15 protein-coding genes and 1 pseudogene are annotated in these 24,936 nt (G+C 75.1%); 4 read left to right on the top strand and 12 right to left on the bottom strand.

What is annotated here, in order from left to right:
* The first annotated feature begins 194 nt into the window (after nt 1-194).
* A complete protein-coding gene (locus tag ABZ945_RS15990; RefSeq protein ID WP_361269258.1) occupies nt 195-752 on the top strand; it encodes a TetR/AcrR family transcriptional regulator in 558 nt (185 codons plus the stop codon).
* 54 nt (nt 753-806) lie between these two features.
* Nucleotides 807-1,442 (top strand): class I SAM-dependent methyltransferase, encoded by a 636-nt coding sequence (locus ABZ945_RS15985; RefSeq protein ID WP_361269123.1) that lies wholly within the window; start codon nt 807-809, stop codon nt 1,440-1,442.
* Nucleotides 1,443-1,451: 9 nt separating this feature from the next.
* On the opposite strand, the gene ABZ945_RS15980 is transcribed toward ABZ945_RS15985, so the two are convergent.
* The 7 genes from ABZ945_RS15980 to ABZ945_RS15950 are packed head-to-tail and all read right to left on the bottom strand — an operon-like array spanning nt 1,452 to nt 8,221.
* Entirely contained in the window at nt 1,452-2,582 is a 1,131-nt protein-coding gene (locus ABZ945_RS15980) for an LLM class flavin-dependent oxidoreductase (protein ID WP_361269120.1), read from the bottom strand.
* 44 nt (nt 2,583-2,626) lie between these two features.
* Complete coding sequence (locus ABZ945_RS15975) at nt 2,627-3,622, bottom strand: ABC transporter substrate-binding protein (protein ID WP_361269117.1); 996 nt, start codon at nt 3,620-3,622, stop codon at nt 2,627-2,629.
* 52 nt (nt 3,623-3,674) lie between these two features.
* On the bottom strand, nt 3,675-4,445 hold the full coding sequence (locus tag ABZ945_RS15970; protein WP_361269114.1) for an amino acid ABC transporter ATP-binding protein: 771 nt from the start codon (nt 4,443-4,445) through the stop codon (nt 3,675-3,677).
* On the bottom strand, nt 4,442-5,452 hold the full coding sequence (locus tag ABZ945_RS15965) for an amino acid ABC transporter permease (RefSeq protein ID WP_361269112.1): 1,011 nt from the start codon (nt 5,450-5,452) through the stop codon (nt 4,442-4,444). The genes ABZ945_RS15970 and ABZ945_RS15965 overlap by 4 nt, the downstream gene beginning before the upstream one ends.
* A 38-nt stretch (nt 5,453-5,490) precedes the next feature.
* Nucleotides 5,491-6,444: an ABC transporter substrate-binding protein gene (locus tag ABZ945_RS15960; RefSeq protein ID WP_361269110.1), complete on the bottom strand. Its 954-nt coding sequence runs from the start codon at nt 6,442-6,444 to the stop codon at nt 5,491-5,493.
* Nucleotides 6,441-7,031, bottom strand: coding sequence for a GNAT family N-acetyltransferase (locus ABZ945_RS15955; protein WP_361269107.1), 591 nt, complete (start codon nt 7,029-7,031; stop codon nt 6,441-6,443). Before ABZ945_RS15955 ends, ABZ945_RS15960 begins: the two co-directional genes overlap by 4 nt.
* A complete protein-coding gene (locus ABZ945_RS15950) occupies nt 7,028-8,221 on the bottom strand; it encodes an LLM class flavin-dependent oxidoreductase (protein WP_361269105.1) in 1,194 nt (397 codons plus the stop codon). Before ABZ945_RS15950 ends, ABZ945_RS15955 begins: the two co-directional genes overlap by 4 nt.
* A 763-nt stretch (nt 8,222-8,984) precedes the next feature.
* Between ABZ945_RS15950 and ABZ945_RS15945 the strand changes: the two genes are divergently transcribed.
* Together ABZ945_RS15945 and ABZ945_RS15940 are read left to right on the top strand one after the other, a co-directional pair.
* The gene (locus ABZ945_RS15945) at nt 8,985-10,046 is read left to right on the top strand and encodes an amino acid ABC transporter permease (RefSeq protein ID WP_361269102.1); all 1,062 of its coding nucleotides are present in this window, start codon (nt 8,985-8,987) and stop codon (nt 10,044-10,046) included.
* A pseudogene (locus ABZ945_RS15940) lies at nt 10,043-11,959 on the top strand (FAD/NAD(P)-binding protein); the annotation flags it as partial. The gene ABZ945_RS15945 and the pseudogene ABZ945_RS15940, both read left to right, overlap by 4 nt.
* Before the next feature lie 6 nt (nt 11,960-11,965).
* Here ABZ945_RS15940 and ABZ945_RS15935 read toward each other — a convergent pair.
* The 5 genes from ABZ945_RS15935 to ABZ945_RS15915 are packed head-to-tail and all read right to left on the bottom strand — an operon-like array spanning nt 11,966 to nt 24,812.
* A complete protein-coding gene (locus tag ABZ945_RS15935; protein WP_361269099.1) occupies nt 11,966-13,819 on the bottom strand; it encodes a hypothetical protein in 1,854 nt (617 codons plus the stop codon).
* A 37-nt stretch (nt 13,820-13,856) separates the two neighbouring features.
* Nucleotides 13,857-17,555, bottom strand: coding sequence for a DUF5682 family protein (locus tag ABZ945_RS15930; protein ID WP_361269096.1), 3,699 nt, complete (start codon nt 17,553-17,555; stop codon nt 13,857-13,859).
* Nucleotides 17,556-17,557: 2 nt separating this feature from the next.
* Entirely contained in the window at nt 17,558-18,772 is a 1,215-nt protein-coding gene (locus tag ABZ945_RS15925; RefSeq protein ID WP_361269094.1) for an AAA family ATPase, read from the bottom strand.
* Nucleotides 18,769-23,955 (bottom strand): hypothetical protein, encoded by a 5,187-nt coding sequence (locus tag ABZ945_RS15920; protein ID WP_361269092.1) that lies wholly within the window; start codon nt 23,953-23,955, stop codon nt 18,769-18,771. The genes ABZ945_RS15925 and ABZ945_RS15920 overlap by 4 nt, the downstream gene beginning before the upstream one ends.
* A complete protein-coding gene (locus ABZ945_RS15915; protein ID WP_361269089.1) occupies nt 23,952-24,812 on the bottom strand; it encodes a DUF4132 domain-containing protein in 861 nt (286 codons plus the stop codon). The genes ABZ945_RS15920 and ABZ945_RS15915 overlap by 4 nt, the downstream gene beginning before the upstream one ends.
* Nucleotides 24,813-24,936: the final 124 nt, after the last annotated feature.

Here is a 24,936-nt window from a genome sequence, read left to right as displayed (position 1 = left end):
TTGGATGCCTTGATCCTGAATCTCTTGATCCTGAATGCCCGATCTTGAATGTCGTTCAAGAAACTAGAACGGCATTCAAGATGTACGCTCGGGCAGGAAACGTCAAGGCCCCCGCACCGGGAATCCGGGTACGGGGGCGGCAGGGAGGGTGGTCAGTGGGGCGCCGGCGCGACGGACAGGTCACCCAGGAGCGGATGCTCGAAGAGGCCATGACGGTCATCGCCGAGCAGGGACTCGCCCCGCTCACCATGTCGGCGCTGGCCGAACGCCTCGGCACCAGCGGCGGGCACATCCTGTACTACTTCGGCAGTAAGGACCGGCTGCTGCTGGAGGCACTGCGCTGGAGCGAGGCCGCGCTCACCGAGGAGCGGCGCGCCCTGCTGACCCGGCGCACGGCGGCGGAGCGCCGACTGGACCAGTTCCTGGAGCTGTATCTGCCGCGCGGTCCGCGCGATCCGCGGTGGATGCTCTGGATCGAACTGTGGGCCCGCACCCAGGCCAACGAGGAACTGCGGCAGGCGCAGGAGGAGTTGGACCAGGGCTGGCAGCGCGACCTGCAGGCGCTGCTCGCCCAGGGCGTGGACCGGGGCCGCCTCGCCGCCGACCTCGACGTACCGGCCCGGACCCGCGAACTGCTGGCGCTGCTGGACGGGTTGAGCATCCAGGTCGTACTGGGACGGCGGGACGAGGACCGCGGCCGGGCGCTGGCCTCGGCCCGCGCGGCGGCCGAGCGCCTGGTACCGCGCGCCTGAGAACATGCCCCGAGGAGCGATGCGCGGACCGAGGACCGAGCCGAAGGGGACCCGATGACCGAACAGGACCGACCCAGCCGCGCCGCGGCGGTGTTCGACGCGCTGGGGGCCTCGTACGAGGAGGCGTTCGCCCATTCGGAGCCCCATCGGCGCTCGTTGGAGTGGCTGCTGGGCCGGCTGGAGCCGGGGAGCCGGGTGCTGGACGTGGGCAGCGGCACCGGGCGCCCCACCGCGGCGGTGCTCACGGAGGCCGGGCACCGGGTGCTGGGGGTGGATGTGTCACCGGTGATGGTGGCGCTCGCCCGGGAGCGGGTGCCCGGCGCGGAGTTCACTTGCGCCGATGTCCGCGAACTGCCGCTCGACGAGGCCTCGTTCGACGCGGTCTGCGCCTACTTCCCGTTGCTGATGATGGGCCGGGTCGAGCAGTCGGAGGTGCTGCGGCGGCTGGTGCGGGCGGTCCGGCCGGGCGGCGCGGTCGCGGTGGCCACGGTCGCCGCCGATGTGGAGGACGTGCCGTTCGTCTTCATGGGGCAGCCGGTGCGGGCCACCAGCTTCGCCGCGGAGGACTTCGCCGCCATGCTGGCCGGGGCCGGGCTGCGCGTACTGGCCCGGGAGGAGGCGCTGTTCACCCCGGACCACCCGGACGCCCAGCCGGAGCCGCAGCTCTTCCTCCACGGCGTACGGGAGTAGGCGCGGCCCTCACCCGGTGGTGCCGGGCGCCGGGGCGCGGTGCGGGTGGGCCCAGAGTCCGCGCGCCGCGAGCAGGGGCAGCACCCCCTCGCCGAACCAGTACGCCTCCTCCAGGTGGGGGTAGCCGGAGAGCACGAACTCGTCGATCCCGAGCCGGTGATACTCCTCGATCCGCTCGGCGACCTCCTGGTGGCCGCCGACCAGCGCGGTGCCCGCGCCGCCCCGTACCAGTCCGATCCCGGCCCAGAGGTTGGGGTGGATCTCCAGGCCGTCCCGGCCGCCGCCGTGCAGGGCCAGCATCCGGCGCTGGCCCTCGGACTCGCTGCGGGCCAGCCCGCTCTGCACCGACCGCACGGTGTCGGGGTCGAAGCCGTCGAGCAGCCGCCGGGCCTCCGCCCAGGCCTGTTCGGCGGTGTCCCGGGTGATGACATGCAGCCGGATGCCGAAGCGCACGCTCCGGCCCTCCTTCTCGGCCAGCGCCCGGATCCAGGCGATCTTCTCCGCCACCGCGGCCGGCGGCTCGCCCCAGGTGAGGTAGACATCCGCATGGCGTGCGGCGACCTCCCCGGCGGCGGGTGAGGAGCCGCCGAAGTAGATCTCCGGCCGGGGCTCCGGCACCCGGGCCAACCGGGCGTCCGCCACCCGCAGATGCTCCCCGGTGTGGTCGACGGTCCCGCCCTCCCACAGCCGGGCGACGATGTGCAGGAACTCGTCGGTACGGGCGTAGCGGGCATCCTTGTCGAGGAAGTCCCCGTAGGCGCGCTGCTCCCGGCTCTCGCCGCCGGTGACCACATTGAGCAGCAGCCGTCCGCCGGAGTGCCGCTGGAAGGTGGCGGCCATCTGCGCCGCCAGGGTCGGCGAGACGAAGCCGGGCCGGAAGGCGACCAGGAACTTCAGCTTCTCGGTGTGCCGGCTGACCATGGCGGTGGTCAGCCAGGCGTCCTCGCACCAGGCCCCGGTGGGGGTGAGCGCCCCGGTGAAGCCGAGGTCCTCGGCGGCTCGGGCGATCTGCGAGAGGTAGCCGACGGTGGGCGGCCGGTCGGCCCCGGAGGCGGTGACCGCGGTGCCGTGTCCGCCGCCGACCACATGCCGGCTGTCGCCGTTGGTGGGCAGGAACCAGTGGAAGGTCAGGCGGGACACGGGGAGCCTCCGAGGCCGGTGAGGGGTGGTGGGGGTGGTGGCCGCTACTTGGCGGTCTTGGGCAGGCCGGGCGGGTTGATCTCGGACTTCGCCACGGCCTCCGAGGACAGGCCCCAGCGCTGGAGGACCTTGGCGTAGGTGCCGTTGTCGATGACCTCGTTGAGCGCGGCGGCCAGCGGCTCGACCAGCCCGCTGTCCTTCTTGGTGGTGGCCGCGATCAGACCCTGGAGGCCGTCGCCCGCGCCGGAGAGGGTGCCGGCGATCTCGGTCTTCCCGGCGGAGGCCACCCGGTAGGCGGCGGTCGGGCTGGGGCCGAGGAAGAACTCGATACGGCCGGACTCCAGGGCGAGATAGGTGTCCGAGGCGGCCTTGTAGTACTTGATGTCGACCGGCTCCAGACCCGCCTTCTCGGCCTGCTTGCTCCAGTCGACCAGGATCTTCTCCTGGTTGGTGCCGGAGTCCACGGCGATGGTGTGACCGGCGACGTCGCGGAAGTCGTCGATCTTGAGCTTGCTGCCCTTCTTCGCCTCGAAGGCCAGGTCGTCCTTGCGGTAGGTGGCGAAGTCGTACTTCTCCTTGCGCTCCTCGGTGACGGTGATGTTGCTGAAGCCCGCGTCGTACTTGGCGGCGTCCAGGCCGACGAAGATGTTCTCCCAGGAGACCGAGGTGAACTCCGGCTTCAGGCCGAGGGTGCCCGCGACCAGATGGGCGATGTCGGTCTCCACGCCGATGCGGGTCTTGTCGTCGGTGGCGTAGAAGCCGAGCGGCGCCGAGGCGTCGGCCGAGTTGACGATCTTCAGGGTGCCTCTCTTGCGTACCGCCTCCGGCAGCGTGGCGGCTATCGCGTCCACCTTCGGGGCGGTGACCCGGTTCTGGTCCGGGCTGTTGTTGATCTTGACGGATGTACCGGTCTTGCCGGAACCGTCGCCCGGGGCCCCCACCTCGGTCGTGGCCCCGTCGCTCGGGTTGGCGCAGGCGCCGAGGAGCAGTGCGGCGGCGAGTCCGAGGACGGTGGTGGTGGCGGTGCGGCGGGTGTGCACGGCGGTTCTCCTTGCGGGATGGGTGGGACGTGAGGGAGTGAACAGGGAGTGGTCAGAGGACCTTGGCGAGGAAGGCGCGGGTGCGCGGATGGCCGGGATCGTCCAGGACGGCCGCGGGCGGCCCCTGCTCCACCACCACTCCCCCGTCCATGAACACCACGGTGTCGGCCACCTCGCGGGCGAAGCCGATCTCATGGGTGACGACGATCATGGTGGTGCCGGTGCGGGCCAGGTCCTTGATGACGTCCAGGACCTCGCCGACCAGTTCCGGGTCGAGCGCCGAGGTCGGCTCGTCGAAGAGCAGCACCTTCGGCTCCAGGGCGAGCGCCCGGGCGATGGCCACCCGCTGCTGCTGGCCGCCGGAGAGCTGCCGCGGATAGGCGCCGGCCTTGTCGGCCAGACCGACGCGCTCCAGCAGCCGGCGGGCGGTCGCCCGGGCATCGGCACGCGGGCGGCGCAGCGCGGAGACCGGGGCCTCCACCAGGTTCTCCAGGACGGTGAGGTGCGGGAAGAGGTTGAAGTCCTGGAAGACGAAGCCGATATGGGTGCGCTGCCGCAGAACGGCCTTCTCCTTCAGCTCGTACAGCCGGCCCCGTATGCTGCGGTAGCCGATCAGCTCGCCGTCGATGCTGATCCAGCCGCGGTCCACCTTCTCCAGGTGGTTGATGGTGCGCAGCAGGGTGGACTTGCCGGAGCCGGAGGGCCCGAGGATCGCGGTGACCTCCCCGGGGCGCACCCGCAGATCGACCCCGCGCAGCACCTGAAGCGGTCCGAAGCTCTTGTGGACGCCTCGGATGTCGACCATGGCCTGGTCCTCGCTCATGGCTGCTCCTTCAGGGGGCGGGGCACGGGTGCGGGTACGGGTCGGGCCGCCGCCAGGCGCCGCAGGCGCTGGAGCGGGGTGGGCGGGAGGGTGCGGTCGGCGCCGCGGGCGTAGCGGCGCTCCACGTAGTACTGGGCCACCGACAGCACCGTGGTGAGCAGGACGTACCAGGCGGTGGCGACCATCAGCATCGGGATGACCCGGCCGGTGCGGCCGTAGACCACCTGGACCTGGTAGAAGAGTTCGCCGATGGCCATCACATAGACCACCGAGGTGCCCTTGAGCAGGCCGATGATCTCGTTGCCTGCGGTGGGCAGGATGGCGCGCATGGCCTGCGGGAGGACGATCCGGCGGATCTGCCGCAGCCGGGGGATGCCGAGCGCGGCGGCCGCCTCCAGCTGCCCGTGGTCCACGGAGAGCACCCCGCCGCGGACGATCTCGGCGGCGTAGGCGGCCTGGTGCAGCGAGAGCCCGATGAGGGCGGCGCCGATGGTGCCGATCAGGCTGTTGCTGTCCACCGACCAGAAGACCGGGCCGAACGGGATGCCGACGCCCAACTCCCGGTACAGGGCACCGAGGTTGAACCAGAACACCAGCTGGACGATCATCGGGATGGAGCGGAACACCCAGACGTAGGACCAGGCCACGGTCTGGAGCACCGGGTTGCGGGAGAGCCGCATGAAGGCGAGCACGGTGCCCAGGAGGAAGCCGAGCACGGTGGCGTAGGCGGTGAGCTGGAGGGTGACCAGCACGGCCTGGACGATGGTCTCGGACAGCACGTAGTCGGCGAAGACGTGCCACTCCCAGACGGGGTTGGTGACCAGGCCGTGCACGAACTGGGCGACGAGTACGGCGACGGCCGCGGCGGCGGCCCAGCGGCCGTAGTGGCGTACGGGGACCACCCGCACCTCGGCGGGGTCGTCCTCCGTCGGGGGCAGGGGCGGGGGCTGGGTGCCGGGGGGCGCGAGGAGCGGGCCCGGCGGGGCGGGGTCGGTGGTCAGTCCCATGATGGTGTCGTGTCTCTGCTCGGCGGGCCGCGGAGGGTTCAACTTCTGGCGTGTTCGGGGGGATTGATCTCGGACTTCTCGATCGCGGAGGCGGTGGTGCCCCATTTCTCCAGGATCCGGGCGTAGGTGCCGTCCTTGATCAGCTGGTTCACGGCGGCCTGGAAGGCGGGGGTGAGCTTGGAGCCCTTGGCGAAGGCGAAGCCGACGTCCAGGCGGTGGTACTCGCCGAGGAAGGTGGTGCCGGCCGCGGGCTGGGCGGCCTGGTGGCGCAGCCCGTTGATGGTGGACATCACCACGTCGATCCGGCCCTGCCGCAGCGCGGTGTTGAGGGCGCCGGACTCGCTGAAGACACTGACCTGGTACGGCTTCTTCCCGGCCTCGGCGCACACCCCGCGCTGAGCTCGGAGGGTGGCCTCGAAGGTGGTGCCGGCGCTGGTGCCGACGGTCAGTCCGCACAGTTCGGTGAGGTCGCTGACCGGCTTCTTCAGCCTGGTGCTGCCGGTCTTCACCGCGAAGCCCTGGCCGTCGTTGATGTAGGTGACGAAGTCGACGGTCTTGCGGCGTTCCGCGGTGACGCCGAAGTTGCCGGTGCCCAGGTCGTACTTGCCGCTGCCGAGGGCGGGCAGAATCGTCTCGAACGAGGCGTCCTGGCGCTCCAGTTCCAGGCCGAGGACCTTGGCGACGGCGTCGGCGAGGTCGATGTCCTGTCCGGCGGGCGGCTTGCCCTGGCCGTCGGGGTAGTACGCCCCGGGCGGGGCGCCGATGGAGCTGCCGACCCGCAGGGTGCCCGCCTCGCGGACCTTCGCGGGCAGCAGCGCGGCGACCGGTTCCACCGTGCGGACGGCGGCCACCGGGTCGGCGGTGGGCGCGGGTGAGGCGCCGCCGGCCGCCACGGCCCCGCCGTCGCCGGAGCCGCAGGCCGTGAGCACCGGCAGCAGCAGCACCGGCGGGAGGAGGGCGGCGCGCCGGACGCGGGTGGTGGTGGGCCTCATGCGGTGGCCTCCCGGGTGGACGCGATGCGCTTCTCGAAGGGCAGCGGGCCGCCGATGGCCTCCGGGTCGGCCTCGGTGTCGAACAGCGGGGTGTAGCCGGTGACGAGGTAGAGGTTGCGGGCCTCCGGCTGGCGGTGGCCGGTGGTGAGGTAGATCCGCCGATAGCCCGCGGTGGCGGCCTCGCGCTCCAGTTCGGCGACGACCAGCCGGGCCAGCCCGCGCCTCCGGTGGGCGGAGTGCGTCCAGATCCGCTTCAGCTCGGCGGTCGCCTCGTCATAGCGGCGGAACGCGCCGCCCGCGACCGCCTCGCCGTCCTCCAGCAGCAGGACGAGCAGCCCTCCGTGCGGCGGGGTGAACTCCTGGTCGGGGTAGCGGGCGAGTTCGCTGTGCGCGTCCTTGCCGTAGCGGGCCGAGTACTCGTCGCCGAGCTCGCGCAGCAGCGGCCGCACCCGGGGGTCGGCGACCTCCACCCGGACGAAGGACCGTACGGGGGGTAGGGCTGCGGCACCGGCGATGTGCGGGGTGGTTGGCGCCTGGGCGGGGGCGGCGGGGTGCGGGGTGGCCGGCGCCTGGGCAGGGGCGGTCATCCGCGCACCGCCGCGAGAGCCGTGGATGCGGTGCGGTCGGTGTCCTGGCCGGTAGCTCGCTCGGCATCGCGTTCGGCTTCGCGCCCGGCGTCCCGCTTGGCTTCACGTTCGGCGTCGCGTTTGGCGACCTCCTCGCGGACGATCGGGATGACATGGCGGCCGAAGTCGATGGCGTCGCCCAGCAGGTCGTAGCCGCGCGCGGAGAGGATGTCCACGCCGAGGTCGTAGTAGTCCAGCAGGGCCTGGGCGACCGTCTCCGGGGTGCCGACCAGGGCGTTGGAGTTGCCGGCACCGCCGGTGGCGGCCGCGGTGGGGGTCCACAGGGCGCGGTCGTAGCGCTCCCCCGCCTCGGCGATCGCGATCAGCCGCTGGGAGCCGGTGTTCTCGGGGTCGCTGCCGCGGCGGTGGCGGACCAGGCCCTGCTCCTTGCGCTGCCGGATGGCGCCGACCGTGCGGTGCGCCTTCTCCCAGGCCAGTTCCTCGGTCGGGGCGATGATCGGGCGGAAGGCGACCTGGATGCGCGGCACGTCGGTGCGCCCGGCGGCCCGGGCGGCGGCCTTCACCGCCTCGATCTGCTCCGCGGTCCGCGCCAGCGGCTCGCCCCACAGGCAGTAGATGTCCGCCTCGGCGCCCCCGGCGGCGAACGCGGCAGGTGAGGAGCCGCCGAACGAGACACCGGGGCGCGGCTGCTGAACGGGGAAGACATCGCTGACGAAGTCCTGGAAGCGGTAGTACTCGCCCTCGTGGTCGAAGGGCTCATGGGTGGTCCAGATCCTTTTGACGATCCGGATGTACTCGCGGGTGCGGGCGTAGCGCTCGTCCTTGGTGAGGGTGTCGCCCTCCCGGCGCTGCTCGTGGTCGTTGCCGCCGGTGATGAAGTGCACCGTCAGCCGGCCGCCGCTGATCTGGTCCAGGGTGGCGAAGGTCTTGGCGGCGAAGGTCGGGTAGGAGACATTGGGGCGGTGGGCAAGCAGAATCCGCAACCGGTCCAGCCTGCTCGCCAGATACGCGGCGGCCGGTGCGGGGTCCGGGGAGCCGGAGCCGTAGGCGAACAGCACCCGGTCCCAGCCGTGGTCCTCGTGGGCGCGGCCCAGCCGGAGCGTGTACTCCCGGTCGAAGGCGGCACCGGAGCGGGCGGTGGTCTCGGAACCGTCGTTGGTCGCGGCGATGCCAAGGAACTCCACAGGCATGGAGATGACCTTTCAGCGATAAGTCGATACATGGATACGTCGTCGTACGGGGCGGTGTGCGCGGCCGGGTGGCCGACGACCGCCCCGGCGGGGCGCATCGGGCATGCGGAAGCGTCGAAGGGGCGCGCACCGGGAAACGGCGGCGCCAACAGGTGCTACGGCGTGGGTGCTACGGCGTGAGACGCGAGGCGTCGAAGGAGGCGGCGGCAGCGCGCGTCCGGCTCGTACGCTCCCGGTGCGCGGGTGGGCGTCCGCGCACGGCGGGGGTACGAGGGAGGGGTCGGCCCGCGACGGGGAACCGAGGGAGGGAAGGGCCGATCAGACGGCCCGCTGCCGCGTCAGGCGCAACACGCCGCGGACCACACCCGACCGAAGTCGATGTGGTCGCGCGAGACCAAGCGCTGCTGAGCGGCATCCATGGGGTTCATTGAGCAGTACAGAGGACTGTTCGTCAAGCGGTGAGGCGTTTCGCCGGGGGCTGCGGCAGACGGTTCGGGGCCGCAATCCGCGCTGTTCGCACCCTCGTTGGGGCCGGGCACGCTCGGCCGTGGTTGACAGGCTCACGCCGTCGGCACGTACGATCGTCGGCGGATCCGGCTCCGCACTGGTGGACGCCGCTCCGGCCGCGTTGAGGGACGCGGCGAGCGTGATGACGCGAGAACCCCCGGCCCGCACCGAGGCCGCGCGGCACCTGTGCCGCGCGCCGGCGGGTGCGCCGGGCGGTGCCCCACGCCCGCGATCCCCTCCCCCGGAGAGACCCCCGATGGTCACGCCTTCCGACGCCCTGGCCCCCGCCGCCCCCGTAACCGGTCCCGTCACCGCGGTCGCCTCCGCGCCGACCGGGCCCGCGTCCGCGGTGTCCGTTCCCCCGGACTCCGGGCCGCCGCCCCCGATCGTGCCGCGCCGGCATCTCGGCCGACGGCTGGCGGCGGCTCTCGCCCTGCTGCTCCTGGCCCGGCTGCTGGACTCGGTGGTCCGCAACGACGCCTTCCAATGGGACGTGGTGGGGCGGTACTTCACCACCGCCGCCGTGCTGGACGGGCTGCTGCTCACCCTGTGGCTGACCGCCGCGGTGATGGTGCTCGGCTTCCTGCTCGGCACCCTGGTCGCGGTCATGCGGCTGTCCGCCAACCCGGTGCTGCGGGCGCTGGGCTGGGGGTACGTCTGGGTGTTCCGCTCCACCCCGCTGCTGGTGCAGCTGCTGTTCTGGTTCAACATCGGCGCCCTCTACCCGACCCTCGGCCTGGGCATCCCGTACGGTCCCGAGCTGTTCACCGTCGAGACGGTCAACCTGCTCGGCCCGGTGCTCACCGCCGTCATCGGACTGACCCTGCACGAGACCGCGTACGCCGCCGAGGTGGTGCGCGGCGGGATCCTCTCGGTGGAGAGCGGGCAGAGCGACGCCGCCGCGGCGCTGGCCCTGGGCCGGTGGCGCACCCTGCGCCGGATCGTGATCCCGCAGGCGATGCGCTCCATCGTGCCGACCGCCGGGAACATGCTGATCGGCACCCTCAAGGGCACCAGCATCGTCAGTGTGCTGGCGGTCCACGACCTGCTCTACTCGGTCCAGTTGGTCTACAACCAGACCTACCAGGTCATCCCGCTGCTGCTGGTGGCCACCCTCTGGTACGTCGCCGTCACCACGGTGCTGGGCATCGGGCAGTTCTACGTGGAGCGGCACTACGCGCGCGGCACCGCACGCGCCCTGCCGCCGACCCCGGTGCGGCGGCTGCGGATACGACTGGCCGCCCTGCGGGCCCGGTTGAGCGCGGCCACCGCGCCCACCGCACCCACCGCCCCGTCGAAGAGCGGAGGCGGCCGATGACCGCACCCGATGACCCGTCATCGATCGTCGTGGTGGGCGCCGGGCCCCGGACCACCGGGCTGCTGGAGCGGATCGGCGCCAACGCCCCCGAACTCTGGGACGAGCGGCGGAGGTTGCGGATCCATCTGGTGGACCCGCATCCGCCGGGCCCGGGGCGGGTCTGGCGCCGGGAGCAGTCGCCGCTGCTGCGGATGAACTCCATGGCCGAGGACGTCACCCTGTTCACCGACGACTCCTCCACCATCGAGGGCCCGGTGCGGCCGGGGCCCTCGCTGGCCCAGTGGGCCGCCCAGTTCTCCGGCCGCGGCCCGCGCCACGCCCCGTACGCGGAGCCCGCCGACCCGGAGGTGCTCGCCGAACTGCGGGCCCTGGACGGCGCCGACTTCCCCACCCGCCGGGTGCAGAGCGCCTATCTGGACTGGGCCTTCCGCCGGGCTCTGGCCGCCCTTCCGCCCTCGGTCACCGTCGAGTGGCACCGGGCCACCGCGACCGAGGTGACCGGCCCCCCGGACGGCCCGCAGCAGGTGCGGCTGACCGGCCGGTCCGCCCCGCTCACCGCCGATCTGGTGGTCCTCGCCCAGGGCCATCTGGGCTCGGTGCCCACGGCCGAGCACCGGGCCCACGCCGACTTTGCCCGCCGCCACGGCCGCTTCCACCTCCCGCCGGAGTTCTCCGCCGACGCCGACCTGTCCGGGCTGCGCCCCGGCGAACCCGTCCTGCTGCGCGGCCTGGGTCTGGCCTTCACCGATCTGGTGGTGCTGCTCACCGAGGGCCGTGGCGGCGGCTACCGCACCGGGCCCGGCGGCGAGTTGGAGTATCTGCCGTCCGGCCGGGAGCCGGTGCTGTACGCAGGTTCCCGGCGCGGGGTGCCGTACCACTCCAAGACCCGCTACCGGCTGCGGGGCCCGAGGCCACCGCTGCCCCGCTACTTCGGGCCGGAGGCGGTACGCGGTCTGCTGGCCCGGGGCACCGCCCTGGACCTGCGCCGGGACGTCTGGCCGCTGATGGCCAGGGAGATCGGGTTCGGCCACTACCACGAGCTGTTCCACGCCTACCCCGAGCGCACCGCCCTGGACTGGGCCGGCTTCCGCGAGGCGTACGACCGGCTGGACTGGTACGCGCCGCGGATGGCCGAGCTGGTGGCCGCCGCCGTGCCGGACCCGGCGGACCGGCTGGACTTCGAGGCCCTGGACCGCCCGCTGGACGGGCTGGCCTTCGCCTTGCCGGACGACTTCCAGAAGCATGTGCGCGAGCTGGTCCACGCGGATGTCGCCCGCCGCGAGGACCAGCGGTTCAGCGCGGACCTGGGGGCGTTCTACGCCCTGCTCTCGGTCTACGGGCAGCTGCCGGGGCTGGTCGCCACCGGGCGGCTGACCGCCCGCTCGGTCGCCGAGGGGGTGGACGGCTGGTGGCAGGGGTTCTTCAGCTTCCTCGCCTCCGGGCCGCCCGGCTTCCGGCTGCGCCAGCTGGACGCCCTGTCCCGGGCGGGGGTGGTGCGGTTCCTCGGCGCGGACGTCCGGATCGGCACCGACGAGGCCACCGGCACCTTCACCGCCACCAGCCCCACCGTCCCCGGCCACACCGTGCGGGCCACCGCCCTGATCGAGGCCTATCTGCCCCGGCCCTCGCTGGAGCGCACCGAGGATCCGCTGCTGGCCGGGCTGCACCGGGCCGGCCGGATCGCCGAGGAGGTGCTGAGCGACGCCGGCCACACCCACCGCTCCGGGCTGCTCACCGTCTCGCCCGCCACCGCCCGGCTGGTCGACCCGTCCACCGGCGGCCCACACCCCCGGCGCCTCGCCCTCGGCGCGCCCACCAACAGCCGCGCGGTCGCCGCCTTCGCCCGCCCGGGCACCGACGCCCCCGCCTTCCGGCAGAACGACGCGGTGGCCCGCGATCTGCTCCGTACGCTCGGCGCGTCAGCGACCGTGAGCGTGGTCGGTGGCCGAGCTGGGCTCGCCGGGGCCGGAGCCGGGGGCCGGCTGCCAGGCCGCCGCGCAGAGGGATTCGGCGACGGCGGCCGTGTAGCGGGCGGCGGCGAGCCAGTGGGTGGCGAAGCCGTCGGTGTCGACGGGCAGCAGGCGGCCGAACCCGTCCCGCTCGCGCTGTGCGGCCGAGGCGCACAGGGCGGTGAGCAGGCCGGCGGCCGTGGGCAGGCCCGCCCGGCGTAGCCGGCCGGCCTCGGCGGTGGTGTCGCCCAGCAGGCCGAGGGCGGCCCGGCCCGCCGGGACCGTCTGCTCGACCCGGCGCTCCAGCAGATGGAGCGCCGACGGTGTCCCGCTGTCGCCGGGTTGCGGCGGGGCGGGGTGCACGGGGGCGCCCGGGTCGGGCAGGTCGGCGCGGCGCAGCCGGTCGAACCCGAGGTCCACGGTGCCCTCGCCGGTGGGGTGCGAGCAGGCGAGCAGGGTGAGGCGGGGGTGGGAGGCGGGCACCAGCCGGCCGATGATCCGCAGCCGCGCCCCCGGTGCCGTGGCCAGCAGCATCAGATTGTCCCGGTGGGCCAGGGCGGGATCGTCGTCGGCGACCGCGAGGCGGACGGCCGTGTCACCTTCGCACCGGGCCAGCAGGCAGCTGCCGCCCGTCTCCCGTACCGCGCCGAGGAGTTCCACGTCCAGGAAGAGCAGGTCGCTGCCGCCGCCGTCCGGGTCCGCGTAACGGGAGACGGAGGCCAGCGCCCGGGCCGCCTGCTCGGCCGGCGGCACCTCCCACAGCGCGGCGAGCGGCGGCTCCCACCAGCCCGCGCCCCGGGCGGACACCGCCTTGACGCCCTTGCCGGCCCCCAGTCGGCCGTCCGGGGAGACGGTCGCCCCGGCCACGGCCAGCCCGGCCCGGCCCAGCTCCCGATGGGTGAGCGCGGTGTCGCCGAGGCGTACGGCCCGGTCGGCCACGCCCAGCGCCCGCCCGACCCCGCCGGGTGCCACATCGCCCACGGTGTAGAGCCGGCCGTCGGGTCCGGCGACCCAGGTGCGGGCGCCGCCGTGCCCGGAGCCGGTGACCACCGGCTCGGTGAACAGCCCGTACAGCCGCAGCGAGCCGTCCGGGCTGTACGGGCGGCGGGCGCGGCCCCGGACGGCGGCCAGCTCCGCCCCGGACACCGTCCGCAACCGGTGTGCGGTGGTGAGGAGTTCGGCCAGGGCGGTGACCAGGTCGGCGGTGCGGTAGGAGGGGTCGTGGGCGCGGGCGGCGCGCAGCAGGGTGACCACGGTGATCGCGGCGGCCGCGGCGCGGGGCAGCTGGCGGAGCCTGGCGGTGTGCGCGGCCCGGAGCAGCGCCGCCTGGGCGACCGCCCCGGCCCCGTCGACCCCGGCCTCCAGCGCGGCGGCGCCCGCCGACCAGAGCGCGGCGGCCGCGGCCCGCTGGGCGGGGCTCGCCACCTCGTCGGTCGGCTCGTCGGCCGGGGGGATCGCGGTGGGTGCCGGGGGTTCCTCGGACGCGGGGGCCTGGTCCGGTGGCTCGATGGGCACAGCGGGCTCGGCGGCCGGGTCCGCCGCCGGGGCGGCGCAGGCGGCGGCCGCCCGGTGCACACAGGCCGGGGCGAGCAGGCAGCCGCAGACGATGGCATCCGGCGTCGCTACCACGCCGCCCGGGGCGTGCAGGCGCAGCGCGGTCTCGTCGTCGACCGCGATCACCACCGTGTCCCCGTCACGGTGCACCGGGTACGCGGCGAGCTTGGCGACCGCCGCGTCCAGCCGCTTGCGCAGCCGGGGCGAGAGGTCTTCCACCAGGGTGGCCGTCACCTCCGGGGCGACGGGCGGCAGCGGAGTGGTGGTCATACGATCTGCTCCGGGACGGTGACGGTGGGGTGGGTGGTCATGCGGTCTTCTCCCCTATCCAGCGGGCCAGTTCGAGGGGGCTGAGGGCCGCCACGGGCATCCCCGCGGCCACCAGCTGCCCGGCGACCCCGGTCGAGTAGCGGGGACGTCCGGCGTCGTCCAGGCTCGCGCACCCCAGGACGTGCGCCCCGGTGGCCACCAGGGCGCGCACCTCGGCCAGCAGTCCGCCGAGCGGGGCGCCCTCCTCGAAGTCGCTGACCAGGACCACCAGGGTGCGGCTGGGCACCGTGACCAGAGTGCGGGCGTGCCGGAGCCCGGCGGCGATATGGGTGCCCCCGCCCACGCTCACCTCCAGCAGGAGGGAGAGCGGGTCGTGCACATGGCCGGTGAGGTCCATGACCTCGGTGGAGAAGGCGAGGAAGTGGGTGCTCAGGGTGGGCACCCCGGCCAGTACGGAGGCGGTCAGCGCGGACCAGATGGTGGACGCCTCCATGGAGCCGGAGACATCGGTCACCAGGATCAGCCGCCAGTCCGCCGAGCGGCGGGCCCGGCTGCGGAACACCGGTTTCTCCGGGATGACCTGGACCGTGCCGTCGACGGTGCGCCGGGCGGTGGCCAGGTTGGCGCGGAGGGTGCGCGGCAGATCGAGACGGCCTCCGGGCCGCCGGGTGGGGCGGGCCAGCATGGTGCCGGTGAGCGCCGGTCGCAGCCGGGTGGCGAGCTGCCGGGTGAGTTCGTCCACCAGGCGGGCGACCAGCGGGCGCAGCGCCGCGAGGCGGGCTTCGGGGAGACCGCCGGCGTACCGCAGGACGGTGCGCAGCAGTTCCACGGAGGGGGTGGCGGCGGCCGGGTCCAGCTCGGCGAGGACATCCGGCCGGCCGGTCGCGGCCGCGGCGGCCAGCACCTCCTCCCGTACGCCCGGCCCGAAGAGCGCGGCCAGCTCCTCCGACCACTCGCGGACCCCGGGGAACGACGCCTCCCGGCCGCCGCGGCCGGAGGGACCGCCGCCGGGCAGCCCGCCGCGCGAACCCTCGCCGCGCCCCGCGCCGTAGAGCTCGTCCAGCGCGGTCGCCAGACGGGCCGCGCCGGAGGGTAGTTCATCGGTGCGGCGGCCGAGGACCAGCCGCCAGCGGTCGGCGGAGGCGAGGGTGTGTGCCTGGGTCGGGGAAGGGGTGGGGGCGGGGCCGGTGGTCGGGGGGAGGGGGCCGGTGGGTCGGGGCAGCGGCAGGCCGAGTGCGGCCAGCAGATCGCGGGCCGCGAGGTCGGCGGCGGTGCGGCGGGCCAGCTGTGCCGGGTCGTCGCCGTCCAGGCTGTCCACCCGTTCGCCGAGCCGTTCTTCCACGGTGTCCAGCAGCCGGTCCCGTGCGGCGGGGCTCAGGGTGTCGAACCCGCCGCGCAGGGCGGGCAGCCGGGCCAGGAACGCGGCGTCCGGCAGCTCCACGACCCGGTGCAGCAGCGGATCCAGGGCGGCGGCGCCGACGGTGAGCAGGGGGCCCGCCGCCGTCAGGACACCGGTGAGACGGGCGGTGAGCGCGGCCCGGGAGGCACTGTCCACGGCGCCGTCCACCCAGGAGGCGACCCGTACGCCGAAGGCTTCGGCCTCCTCGTGGCCGGTGAGCACCCGGACGGCCCCGGCGGCGGCCGCGATCAGCGGGGTGCCGTCGGCGGCCAGCCGGGCGAGGGCGTCGGTGAGCCGGATGCCGCCCAACCGGTCGGCGCGCTGAGCCAGTTCGAGCAGCGCACGGGCGTCCTCGGGCTCGTCGGAACCGGTCAGTCCGTCCACCTGGCGCACCGCCGCCGAGGTCAGCAGCTCCACCGCGTGGGCGATACGGGCGTGGCCCGTCCCCGTATGCGGCGCCTCCGGGAGCGGGTCCGGGGCCGTCAGACCGGGGAGATGACCGGCGGCGAGACGGTCCAGCAGGTCAAGACCGGCGAGGAGTTCGGGCAGGGTGCCGGCGGCGGGGAGCACCGCCGCCAACTCCGTCAGCCGCTCGCCGGTCAGGACGGGGAGCCCGCACTCGGCGGCCTGGGTGAGCCCCCGCACCACCTGCGCGGCCGTCGGGCCCTGTGCCGCCCGCTCGGCGGCCTGCCGCTGCCGCAGCACCCCCTCGGCCGCCTGGGCCGGGGTGACGCCACGGGCCCCGGCGGCGGTGAGCATCGCGGCGGTCGCCGGGGTCCACCGGACCTGCCAGCGGGTGGTGAGCGCCTCGGTCCCTCCGGCGCCGGTCACGTCCTGCTCTTGCGCGTACGGGATGCCGCAGACCGTCAGTCGGCGCAGCAGCAGCTCGCGGCGCCGGTCCAGGGCGGAGCGCGCCGGGTCGAGCCGGAGGTCGCGCGGCGACTTCTCGTGCGCGTCCCCCGGCCCGGGAAGGCTCAGCTCCTCGGCCTCGGCCTCCACGGCGGGGCCGAGACCGCTGCGGGGCGCGGCGGGCGCGGGGCGTCCGGTGCGCGTCCCGACGAGGACCTGTTCCAGGGCCTGGGCGACGGCGCGGCCGGTGCCGTAGGTCTCGCCCCTCCCCAGCACCGTCTGCACGGCCTCCAGCAGCTCGCCCCGGCCGGGCGCGGGCAGATCCCGCAGCCGGGCCAGGTCCCCGGCCACCCGGACCACCTCCCGGCCGTCCGCCGGGCCGTAGGGGTGCCCCTGCTCGCGCAGCGCGGCACAGACCCGTACCGCCGTGCGGATCAGCGCCTCGTGCAGCGCGGCCGGGTCTCCGGCCGACTCCAGCACGGTGTGCTGCCACTCCGGGTCCCGGATGCCCGCCGGGTAGCCGGAGCGGGAGTCGAGCAGCGGGTAGGTGTACGGGATGAGGGACACGGTGCACGCCCCGGGCCCCTCGTCCTCCTCGGCCCCCTTCTCCTCCACGGTCCCGGCCCCGCCCGTCGCCGACAGCAGCGCCGGGGTGTGGAAGGCCCCCACGACCACGGCGGGCCGCCGCCCCTCGGCCAGGGCCTCGGCGATATGCCGCCGCATACAGGCCTCGCGCACCAGGTCGGTGCCGTCCACCGCGCCCCGCGCCTCGGCCTCGTACCGCAGCGCCCAGCCGGTGAGCAGGGCGGCCCGGCGAAGCGCCTCCGGGGTGGAGCCCGGGGCGGGCGCCTCGACCAGCCGATCCCACAGGTCGTCACCCTCCCGCCCGGTGAGCCGGGAGCGGAGAGCAGCGGAGAGCCCAGAGCCCACCTCAGGCGCGACGGACAGTCGGCGGTCCTCCCCCGGCGCGGCGGACGGTCCCGGGCCCTCCCCCGGCGTGAGGCCGTCCGGGGCCGGGGCCGCCGGTGCGGGGGCCAGGGCCGGGGTGTCCGGGCCGCCGCCACGGGCCCAGGCGCGGTGGGCCAGCGGCAGGTCGCAGGCCACGGCGGGGATGCCGTGCCGGGCGGCCCAGCGGAGGGCGACCAGCTCCGGGGAGAAGTCGGCGAACGGGTAGAACGCGGGCTGCCGTTCGCCGCCCGGGTGGGGTCCACCGGCCGGTACGGCGGCCAGCGCGACCGGGGCCTCGGTCTCCTCGTGGGCCAGCCAGCCCAGCCAGGGCTGGAACTCGGCGGGCAGCTCCACCAGCAGGACATCGGGGGCCGCCGCGTCCAGCAGCGCCGGGAGGGCGGCCGCCAGCGAGGGCGCGTGGTGGCGCACCCCGATCAGACAGGGCAGCCCGGGCCCGGTGGCGGCGAGCGCCGCCACCGCCGCCTCCGGGGTGCCGGGCGCCACCGCGGCCTCAGCGGGGGTGGTGGTCGTCTGGCTCATCCTCAGTTCTCCAGCACCGCGCGCAGGTCCCACAGGGCGCGCCAGGTGGCCGATCCCTGCTCGGCGCGGCGGCGGACGGGTCCGTCCCAGTACCCCAGCAGCCGGGCCGCGTCGGCGGGGTCGTCCTTGCGGACGACGCCGAGGAGGTGGCCGGGCAGGAGGGAGAGCACATCCCGGTCGCCGGGGAAGTAGACGGCGGCCAGGCCCAGCGCGCCCGCGACCGAGACCGCCTCGGCGGTGCTCATCACCGTGGAGGGGCGTTCGACCTCCCAGCCCTCGGTGGAGCGGCCTTCGCGCAGGTCGCGGAAGGCGGTGACCAGGGCTTCCAGCACCGCGTCGTCCACCTGGTAGGCGGCGCCCGCGCGTTCGACCGCGGCCCGCGACTGGCGCCGGACGAGGGCGGTCTCGGCGTCCATGTCCCCGATGGGGCCGACCGTCTCGAAGTTGAAGCGCCGCTTCAGCGCGGCGGACATCTCCGAGACGCCCTTGTCCCGCAGGTTGGCGGTGGCGATCAGGGTGAAGCCGGGGGCGGCGTGGATCTGGGCGCTCTCGCCGCCGGCGAGTTCGGGGACGGCGATCCGCCGCTCGGAGAGCAGGGAGACCAGGGCGTCCTGGACCTCGGGGAGGCAGCGGGTGACCTCCTCGACGCGGGCGACGGCGCCCCGGGTCATGGCGGTGAGCACCGGGGAGGGCACCAGGGCCTGCTCGGTGGGGCCCTGGGCGAGCAGCAGGGCGTAGTTCCAGCCGTACTTGAGCTGGTCCTCGGTGGTGCCCGCGGTGCCCTGCACGGTGAGCCCGCTGGTGCCGCAGACGGCCGCCGACAGCAGCTCGGAGAGCATCGACTTGGCGGTGCCCGGTTCGCCGACGAGCAGCAGGCCGCGTTCTCCGGCGAGGGTGACCACGCACCGTTCGACCAGGGCGCGTTCGCCGACGAACTTCTGCTCGATGACCAGGCGGTGTGGCACCCCGGCGCCGGGCTTGGCGCCCTTCGGCAGGGTCAGGGGCTCTCCGGCGCTGCCCATGACGAAGGTGACGACGGCGCGCGGGGTGAGCCGCCAGCCCGGCGGGCGGGGCCCGGAGTCATGGGCGGCGAGGAAGGCCAGCTCGATGGCGTACCGGTCTTCGGGCGGGGTGGTCTGGCGGTTCTCCCGGCCGGGGGCCGCCGGGACGTCCCCCTCGGGGGTGCCGAGGGTGGTGGTCGTGGTGTCGTGTGTCATCGGCGGCGGCCCTTCCGGGGTGCGCGGGTGTCCAGTTCTTCGTAGGCGGGGGCGTCGCCGCCCCGGACCCGTGCCCAGGCGGCGGCGAACAGCTCGGGCACGGGGAGGTGCGGCAGGGTCCGGGTGGAGCCGGTCACCGGGTAGAGGCCTTCCTTCCAGGTCTCCAGCGGCAGCCCGGGGGTGCCGCGTTCGAGCCAGCCGCAGGGCAGGAAGAGGGTGCGGCCGGCGCGGGAGCGCTTGGCCTCCACGACCAGGCCGGTGGCGGCGAGTTCCGCCCGGGCCTTCTTGGCGCGGGCGGGCTTCCACTCGGTCCAGCGGGCGCAGTTGCGGTCGGTCGGGTCCGGCAGGGCCAGCAGCATGAGGTAGAGGGCCGCGGCGTCCGGGGTGAGGCCGAGGGTGTCCGCGACCTGGGCCACCAGCTCCGGCCCCGCACGGGTCGGGTCCTGGGCCGGGTACTGCGGGGTGCCGTCGGGGGCGCCCGCCGTGACCAGGGTGTCGAGCTCCTGGCTCAGCAGGGCGCGCAGGGCGCGCAGATCACCGGAGCGGGAGCCGCCGACCGTGCCCTCGACGAGTCCGAACGCCGGGTCCTCGGGGCCTTGCAGGCCGGCCGGGCGGATCAGCAGCTGCTCCTGGTCGCCGTAGCCCGGGACGAGGACCAGCGCGCTGCCGGCCCGGACCAGGCCGTCGGATTCGGCCGCTCCCTTCGGGGGCAGCCCGTAGGCGGCACGGACGGCGGGGCCGACCGGGTCGCCCGTCTCGGTCCAGGCCAGGCCGAGGTCGAGCACCAGGTCGGGATCGGCGAGACGGCGGCGCACGGCCGCCAGGCCGACGGGCAGTCGGTCCCGCAGGGGGTGGCCCTGGGGCAGGACGTAGGCGAGGGTGCGCAGCGCGGTGAGCGCCGATTCGAGCGCACCGTGCGCGCTCACCTGGTGGAAACCGGGGCGGCCGGTGCCGTCCTCGATCGGGACGACCCGGTCCAGCCAGGTACGGGAGTCCGCGTTGAGGACGCGGTCGATGTCGGCCGGGCGGGTGCCGGTCAGGTCCGCGTCCAGTTCCTCGGGGACGCGCACCAGCGAGGCCAGCCGCTCCCGCCAGACCTCGGCGGCGGCCGGTACGTCCGGTCCGCTGGTCCACAGCTGGGCCGGGTCGGCGGGCAGCAGCGCCCGCCACAGTGCGTGCCGGGCGTCCCGGGGCAGGGCGTGCAACCTGGCCTGGGCGGTCTCGAAGACCCGGGCCTTGGTGCCCAGCAGGGCGAGCGTCTCGGCGCCGGGCTCCGCTACGGCGGCGGACAGCAGGGCCGTGGACTGGAGTGCCCCGATGCCGGTGGCGGTGTGGAACGCCTCGGCGGCCTCCGGGCGCCAGGGCGCCGGGCCCCGCTCCCGTACCAGGGTGGTGAGCCGGGTGAGCCGGTCGCGGTCGATGCCCTGCCGATGGAGGTGCTCGCCGTCCAGGGTGAAGCCGGGGACGGGCCCGAAAACGCCGGTGGGGTCGTGGTCCAGGGCCAGCCAGCGCGCGGTGTCGTTGCGGTAGTCGCGGCTGCGCTCCCCGACGACCACCACGGTGCGCTCGCCCTTGCGCAGCACCTGCCCGAGGCGCTGGACGGCGTCCCGGCCCCCCTGCCCGGGTGTTCGGATGGCGTACGGCTCGATGAGCTCGATCTGGCGGACCGTGCCCTCGGGGTCGGCCAGTGGGCCTTCGGCCAGGGTGTCCAGCAGGACCAGCAGCCCGGCGCGGTGCTCCGGGGAGGTGGCCGCCGAGGCGGCCCGGTAGGCCAGTTCGGGCAGCTGGTCGAGAAGGGCGGGCCAGGACAGGGAGTCGCCGGGCACGGTCTGCTCGTCGCGCTGCCAGCCGTCGGCGGGGGTGAACGGGTTCTTGGCCGGGACGGGCGGGCCGAACGCGGGCTCGCCGGTGAGCACATGGTTCACGGCGAGGATCTGCCGGACGGCGCCCCACCGTGCCTCGCCGCCCCACCAGCCGCCGTACATCCGCTCGGGGCCCCAGGCGGTGGCCTCGCGCAGGGTGTTGTCGTCGGCGTGCTCGGGCGAGCGGTCGAAGAACATGCCCTGGGTGCGGGCGTTGTCCCGGGGGGTGGCCGGCTGGGCGGGCTGGGGCGACTCCAGGTAGCGGGCGATCGCGGCGGCCCGGTCCACGGCACCGCGGACCACGGCGGTGACGCCGGCCCGCAGCCGGGCGTCGGTCACCTCGGGCAGCACCCGGGCGACGGCCTGCTCGCTCAGCTCCCGGGAGGAGGGCCCGGTGTACTCCTCCACGGCGCGGAACGCCGCCAGGTGCGCGGCGACCGCGGCGGCCACCTCCTTCATCAGCTGTCCGGCCCGGGAGTCGTCCAGGCTCCGCAGGGCGGCCGAGCCCCGCTCGTCCCGGGGGCGCAGGGCGTGCCAGTAGGCGACGGGCGGCACATAGGGGGTGCCTGGCGCGTCTCCTCCGCCCCAGGAGTCGGGGGTGACGGACCAGAGGTTGCCGCCGGTGCCGTCGGTGTCCGCCGGGTAGGCCTCCACACAGCGGTGCTCCCGCACCAGGACGGGCCGCGATCCGCCGGGCAGGGTGAGGGCGCCCAGGGGGACCGGGCTGCCGCCGCCGGGCAGCGGGTGCGGCAGCCGCACGGTGTGGCCGTCGGGGGTGCCGGCGGTGATCCGGTGACCGTCCGCGGGGGCGGCGGTGCCCGGCTCGGTGACCGTGCGGCGGACCCAGCGGCCCAGGACCGTACCGTCCGTGCCCAGCGGGGTGTTCTCCAGGCCGGGCTGGAGGGGCAGCACCTGGCAGTGCTCGGAGAGCAGCCGGCTGCCGTCCCGCACCGCGGAGCGCAGGAAGGCGGGCAGGGAGGCCCGGCCGTGGGTGCCGCTTACCGGGTCGTACTCCAGCCAGACGTGCTGCCGGCCCTGATGGCCCTCCCGCCAGTAGCCGGTGCCGTCGGAGAGCAGGGCGCGGTGCGGCGGCAGGGAGGTGTCGCCCGCGTGCAGGGCCTTGCCGCCGGTGGCGCGGCCGCCGCCGGGCAGCGGCAGGCAGACCTCCTCCGAGGTGCCGGAGCCGCCCCAGCGGGGGATCTGCTCGCCGCCGAGGGTGAACACCTCGGCCGGGCGGTGGGACCAGTAGCCGCGCTGGGTGCCGTCCTCCCACCAGATGACCAGCAACTCGCCGTCGACGTAGCGGAACGCGGGCGCCCGCCAGTGGTCGGCGGTCGGCGGCAGCCGCAGCGTGTGCCGCAGCAGGACGCCCTCGGGACCGACGACGACGGCGCGTTCGACGGTGCTGAGGACCAGGGCGGGCCAGGCGCCGGTGACGCTCACCCCCTGCGACCGCTGGTTGCGGCGCGCCGCGGCGTCCGCCTCCGCGGTCAGTTCGGCGCAGGTCTCGTCCAGCGCGGGCCAGCCCAGTTCGTCCAGGACACCGGTGCGCAGGGAGGAGGCGAGCAGCGGCGCCACCTCATGGGCCTTCAGGAGCCGGACCGCCTCCGGGGCGACCTGTCCGGCCACCGGGCGGAACACCGCGATCCTGCCGAGGGCGGAGTGCAGCGCGGGCAGTCCACGCGCGGCGGTGTACTCCTCGGCGCGGGCGGTCAGCCATTCGCGCAGCACCGCGGAGAGCACCGGGTGCGCCGCGAGCGTGGCCAGGGTGTCGTCGTCCGGGCGGTTGTGGTGGCCGTTGCCCAGGTCGCCGACGGTCCGGCGCAGCAGGGCGCGGAAGACGGGCTCTGCGGCGACGGCGGTGAGGTCCCGGGCGCCGGGCTCGGTGTCGGCGAGCCACCGGACGAGCGGGAGGGCGGGGCGGCGCGAGGCGTCCGGGCCCGGCGCCTCCGGGTCGGCCACCGGGATGCCGGAGGCCAGGCAGAGGTCCAGGAGGTCCAGGTCGGCGACGCGCTGCCAGCGGCCCTGGAACAGCTCCACGGGGCGCCCGTCGGCGCGCAGCCGCTCGGCCATCCGGGTGACCAGGGCGAGCGTGCGCGGACTGCGGCCGGAGGTGGACCGGTGGCCCTTGCGGTGCGCCTCCCAGCGTCCGAGCCAGTCCGCCGGGGAGACGGCCGACGCCTCCCCGGAGGCGCCCTGCCCCTCCCCGGTAGCGTCCGGGAGGGCGGTCAGCAGCTCCTCGGCACCGGATGCGGCCAGCAGGGCGAGCCAGCCGTGCTCGCCGTCCCCGTCCCCGCCGTCCTCGGTGAAGGTCTCCGGGAAGAAGCCGAGCAGCCGGGCGCGCACGGCCGCGTCCCGGCGGGCGAGGTCCAGGAGCGCGGGGCGGTAGGCGGCCCAGAACGAGGCGGGGGCGCGGACCACGCCCGGCGAGCCGATCAGGTCGGCCACCAGGTCGCGTTCGGCGGCCGCGCGGTCCAGGGCGGCGGCCTTGACCAGCGCGCGCACATCCTGCGGCAGCGCCGCGTACGGCGGCATCCCGGCGGCGCAGCGCTCGACCAGCAGCCGGCGGAACTGCGTCCAGGCCTCCGCCGGGGCGAGCCGGGCCACCAGGTCCCGTACGTACTGGCGCAGCGCCTTGACGGTCAGCGCCCCGGCGAAGGCGAACTCCAGGAAGACGGCCCGTTGCCGGTCCTCGTCCACGGCCAGCCCGTGCACCCGCTCGGCCTCGCGGGCCTTGCCGAAGAAGGTGGCGGCGTAGGTGGTGTTCTCGGCCTGGAGGAAGAGCCGCGCCACCTGCTCGTAGTAGGTGGGCAGGAAGTGCGGGACGGCCCGGCCCAGGCGGGTGCCGAGGTCGTCGAAGCCCTCCTTGGCCGCTCCGGCACGGGTCTTGGCCTGCCGGCCCAGCCGCTCGATGTCCTTGACCAGGGCGAGGGCGTGGTGGCCGTTGGCCGGGTCGTTGACCAGCGCCCAGGCCGGGAAGCCCAGGGTCTCCCGGCGGACCTGGCCCACCACGGGGGCCTCGGTGGTCCGGGCCAGGCCCAGGAACTCCAGCGCCAGGTCCTCGGCCTCGCCCAGGGTGCCCGGCACCAGCCGGACCACGGGGCGCTCGCCCAGGGCGGGGTGGGTGTAGGTGCGGGCGGTCAGGGTGTCGGCGTCGTCCCGCCCGGTGGTGCCGACGGGCAGGACGGCGCCGGCCTCCAGCAGGGCGGCCGCGCGGGCCTCGGCGGCGGGAGTGGCGGCGGCCGGGTCCGTGCCGGATGCCTGCGCGGGCAGCTGGGCGGTGGTGTCCGCCGTCGTCGTGTCGGTCGTGGTGGTGCTCATGCCGCCTGCTCCTCGTTCTCCACGTCGCGTCCGGCGTAGAGCGCCGCCGCCATGCGCATGCCCTCGGACCAGGCGACGGGGCCGACCTCGGCCGCCGTCAGCGTGCGCCCCGCGGGGTCGGTCCAACTCAGGGGGCCCGTCTCGGTGCCGTAGTCGTCGTAGCCGTCGTGCTCGCCGATCCATATGCGCGCCTCGACGCTCCGGCCGTCCTCGACCACCGGGCAGACCGCGTAGCCGCCGCGGGATCGGTATCCGAGCTGGGTGGTCCGGCCGTGCAGGAAGCGCAGCTGCTTGAAGACACCGCCCGCGTAGGTGTCCACGGAGGTGCTGTCCGGGCCGAGGCCCGGCGGGCGGTGCCACACCTCGCGGAACAGCTGCTCCACCCGCTGGCCCACCCCCAGCTCGACCGCGAACTCACGCAGCTCGTCCAGGTCGTCCAGGAGGACGGGGTGCGGGACGCTGACCACGTCCGGGGTGATGCGGACCGTGTCGCCGTCCAGGTCGACCAGGCCGAGACCGCGGTCGGGGTCGACGTCCCGCAGGAATCCGGCGACCCCGCCGTCCGCACCGGTGACCACCACATCGCACAGGGCCGCCTGCCAGGCCGGGTCGGGCCACACCCGGGCGAGCACGGCGGTGGGGACCGGCAGCGAACGCACCATCCACTGCTCGACATCGGTCAGGCAGCGGCGCTCGTGCCGCTCCAGCCACTCCGTCAGCTGCCGCAAGCCGACGACCGCCGGATCGTCCTTCAGCTTGGCCGGGACGGACTTGAGCAGCCGTCCCTTCCCGTTGCGGCAGACCAGCCGGCCCGCCTCCAGGGCGACTTCGTAGTCGCCCGCCGTTACCCACCCCATGCGCTGTTCTCCCCGCCGTCCGGCCGCCACCTGACCGGCGGCACGCTGATGAGACCCGTCGACGGCGACGCACCGTGACGAGTGGGAGAGACTCTAGGGGCTCCCTGTGACAATGCGTTCGGGA

The sequence above is a fragment of the Streptomyces sp. NPDC046887 genome (genome assembly GCF_040644755.1).
Classification (GTDB): Bacteria; Actinomycetota; Actinomycetes; order Streptomycetales; family Streptomycetaceae; genus Streptomyces; species Streptomyces lichenis.
The sequence above is the reverse complement of the archived record's forward strand: the minus strand, read 5'-3'. Positions and strand labels throughout refer to the sequence as shown.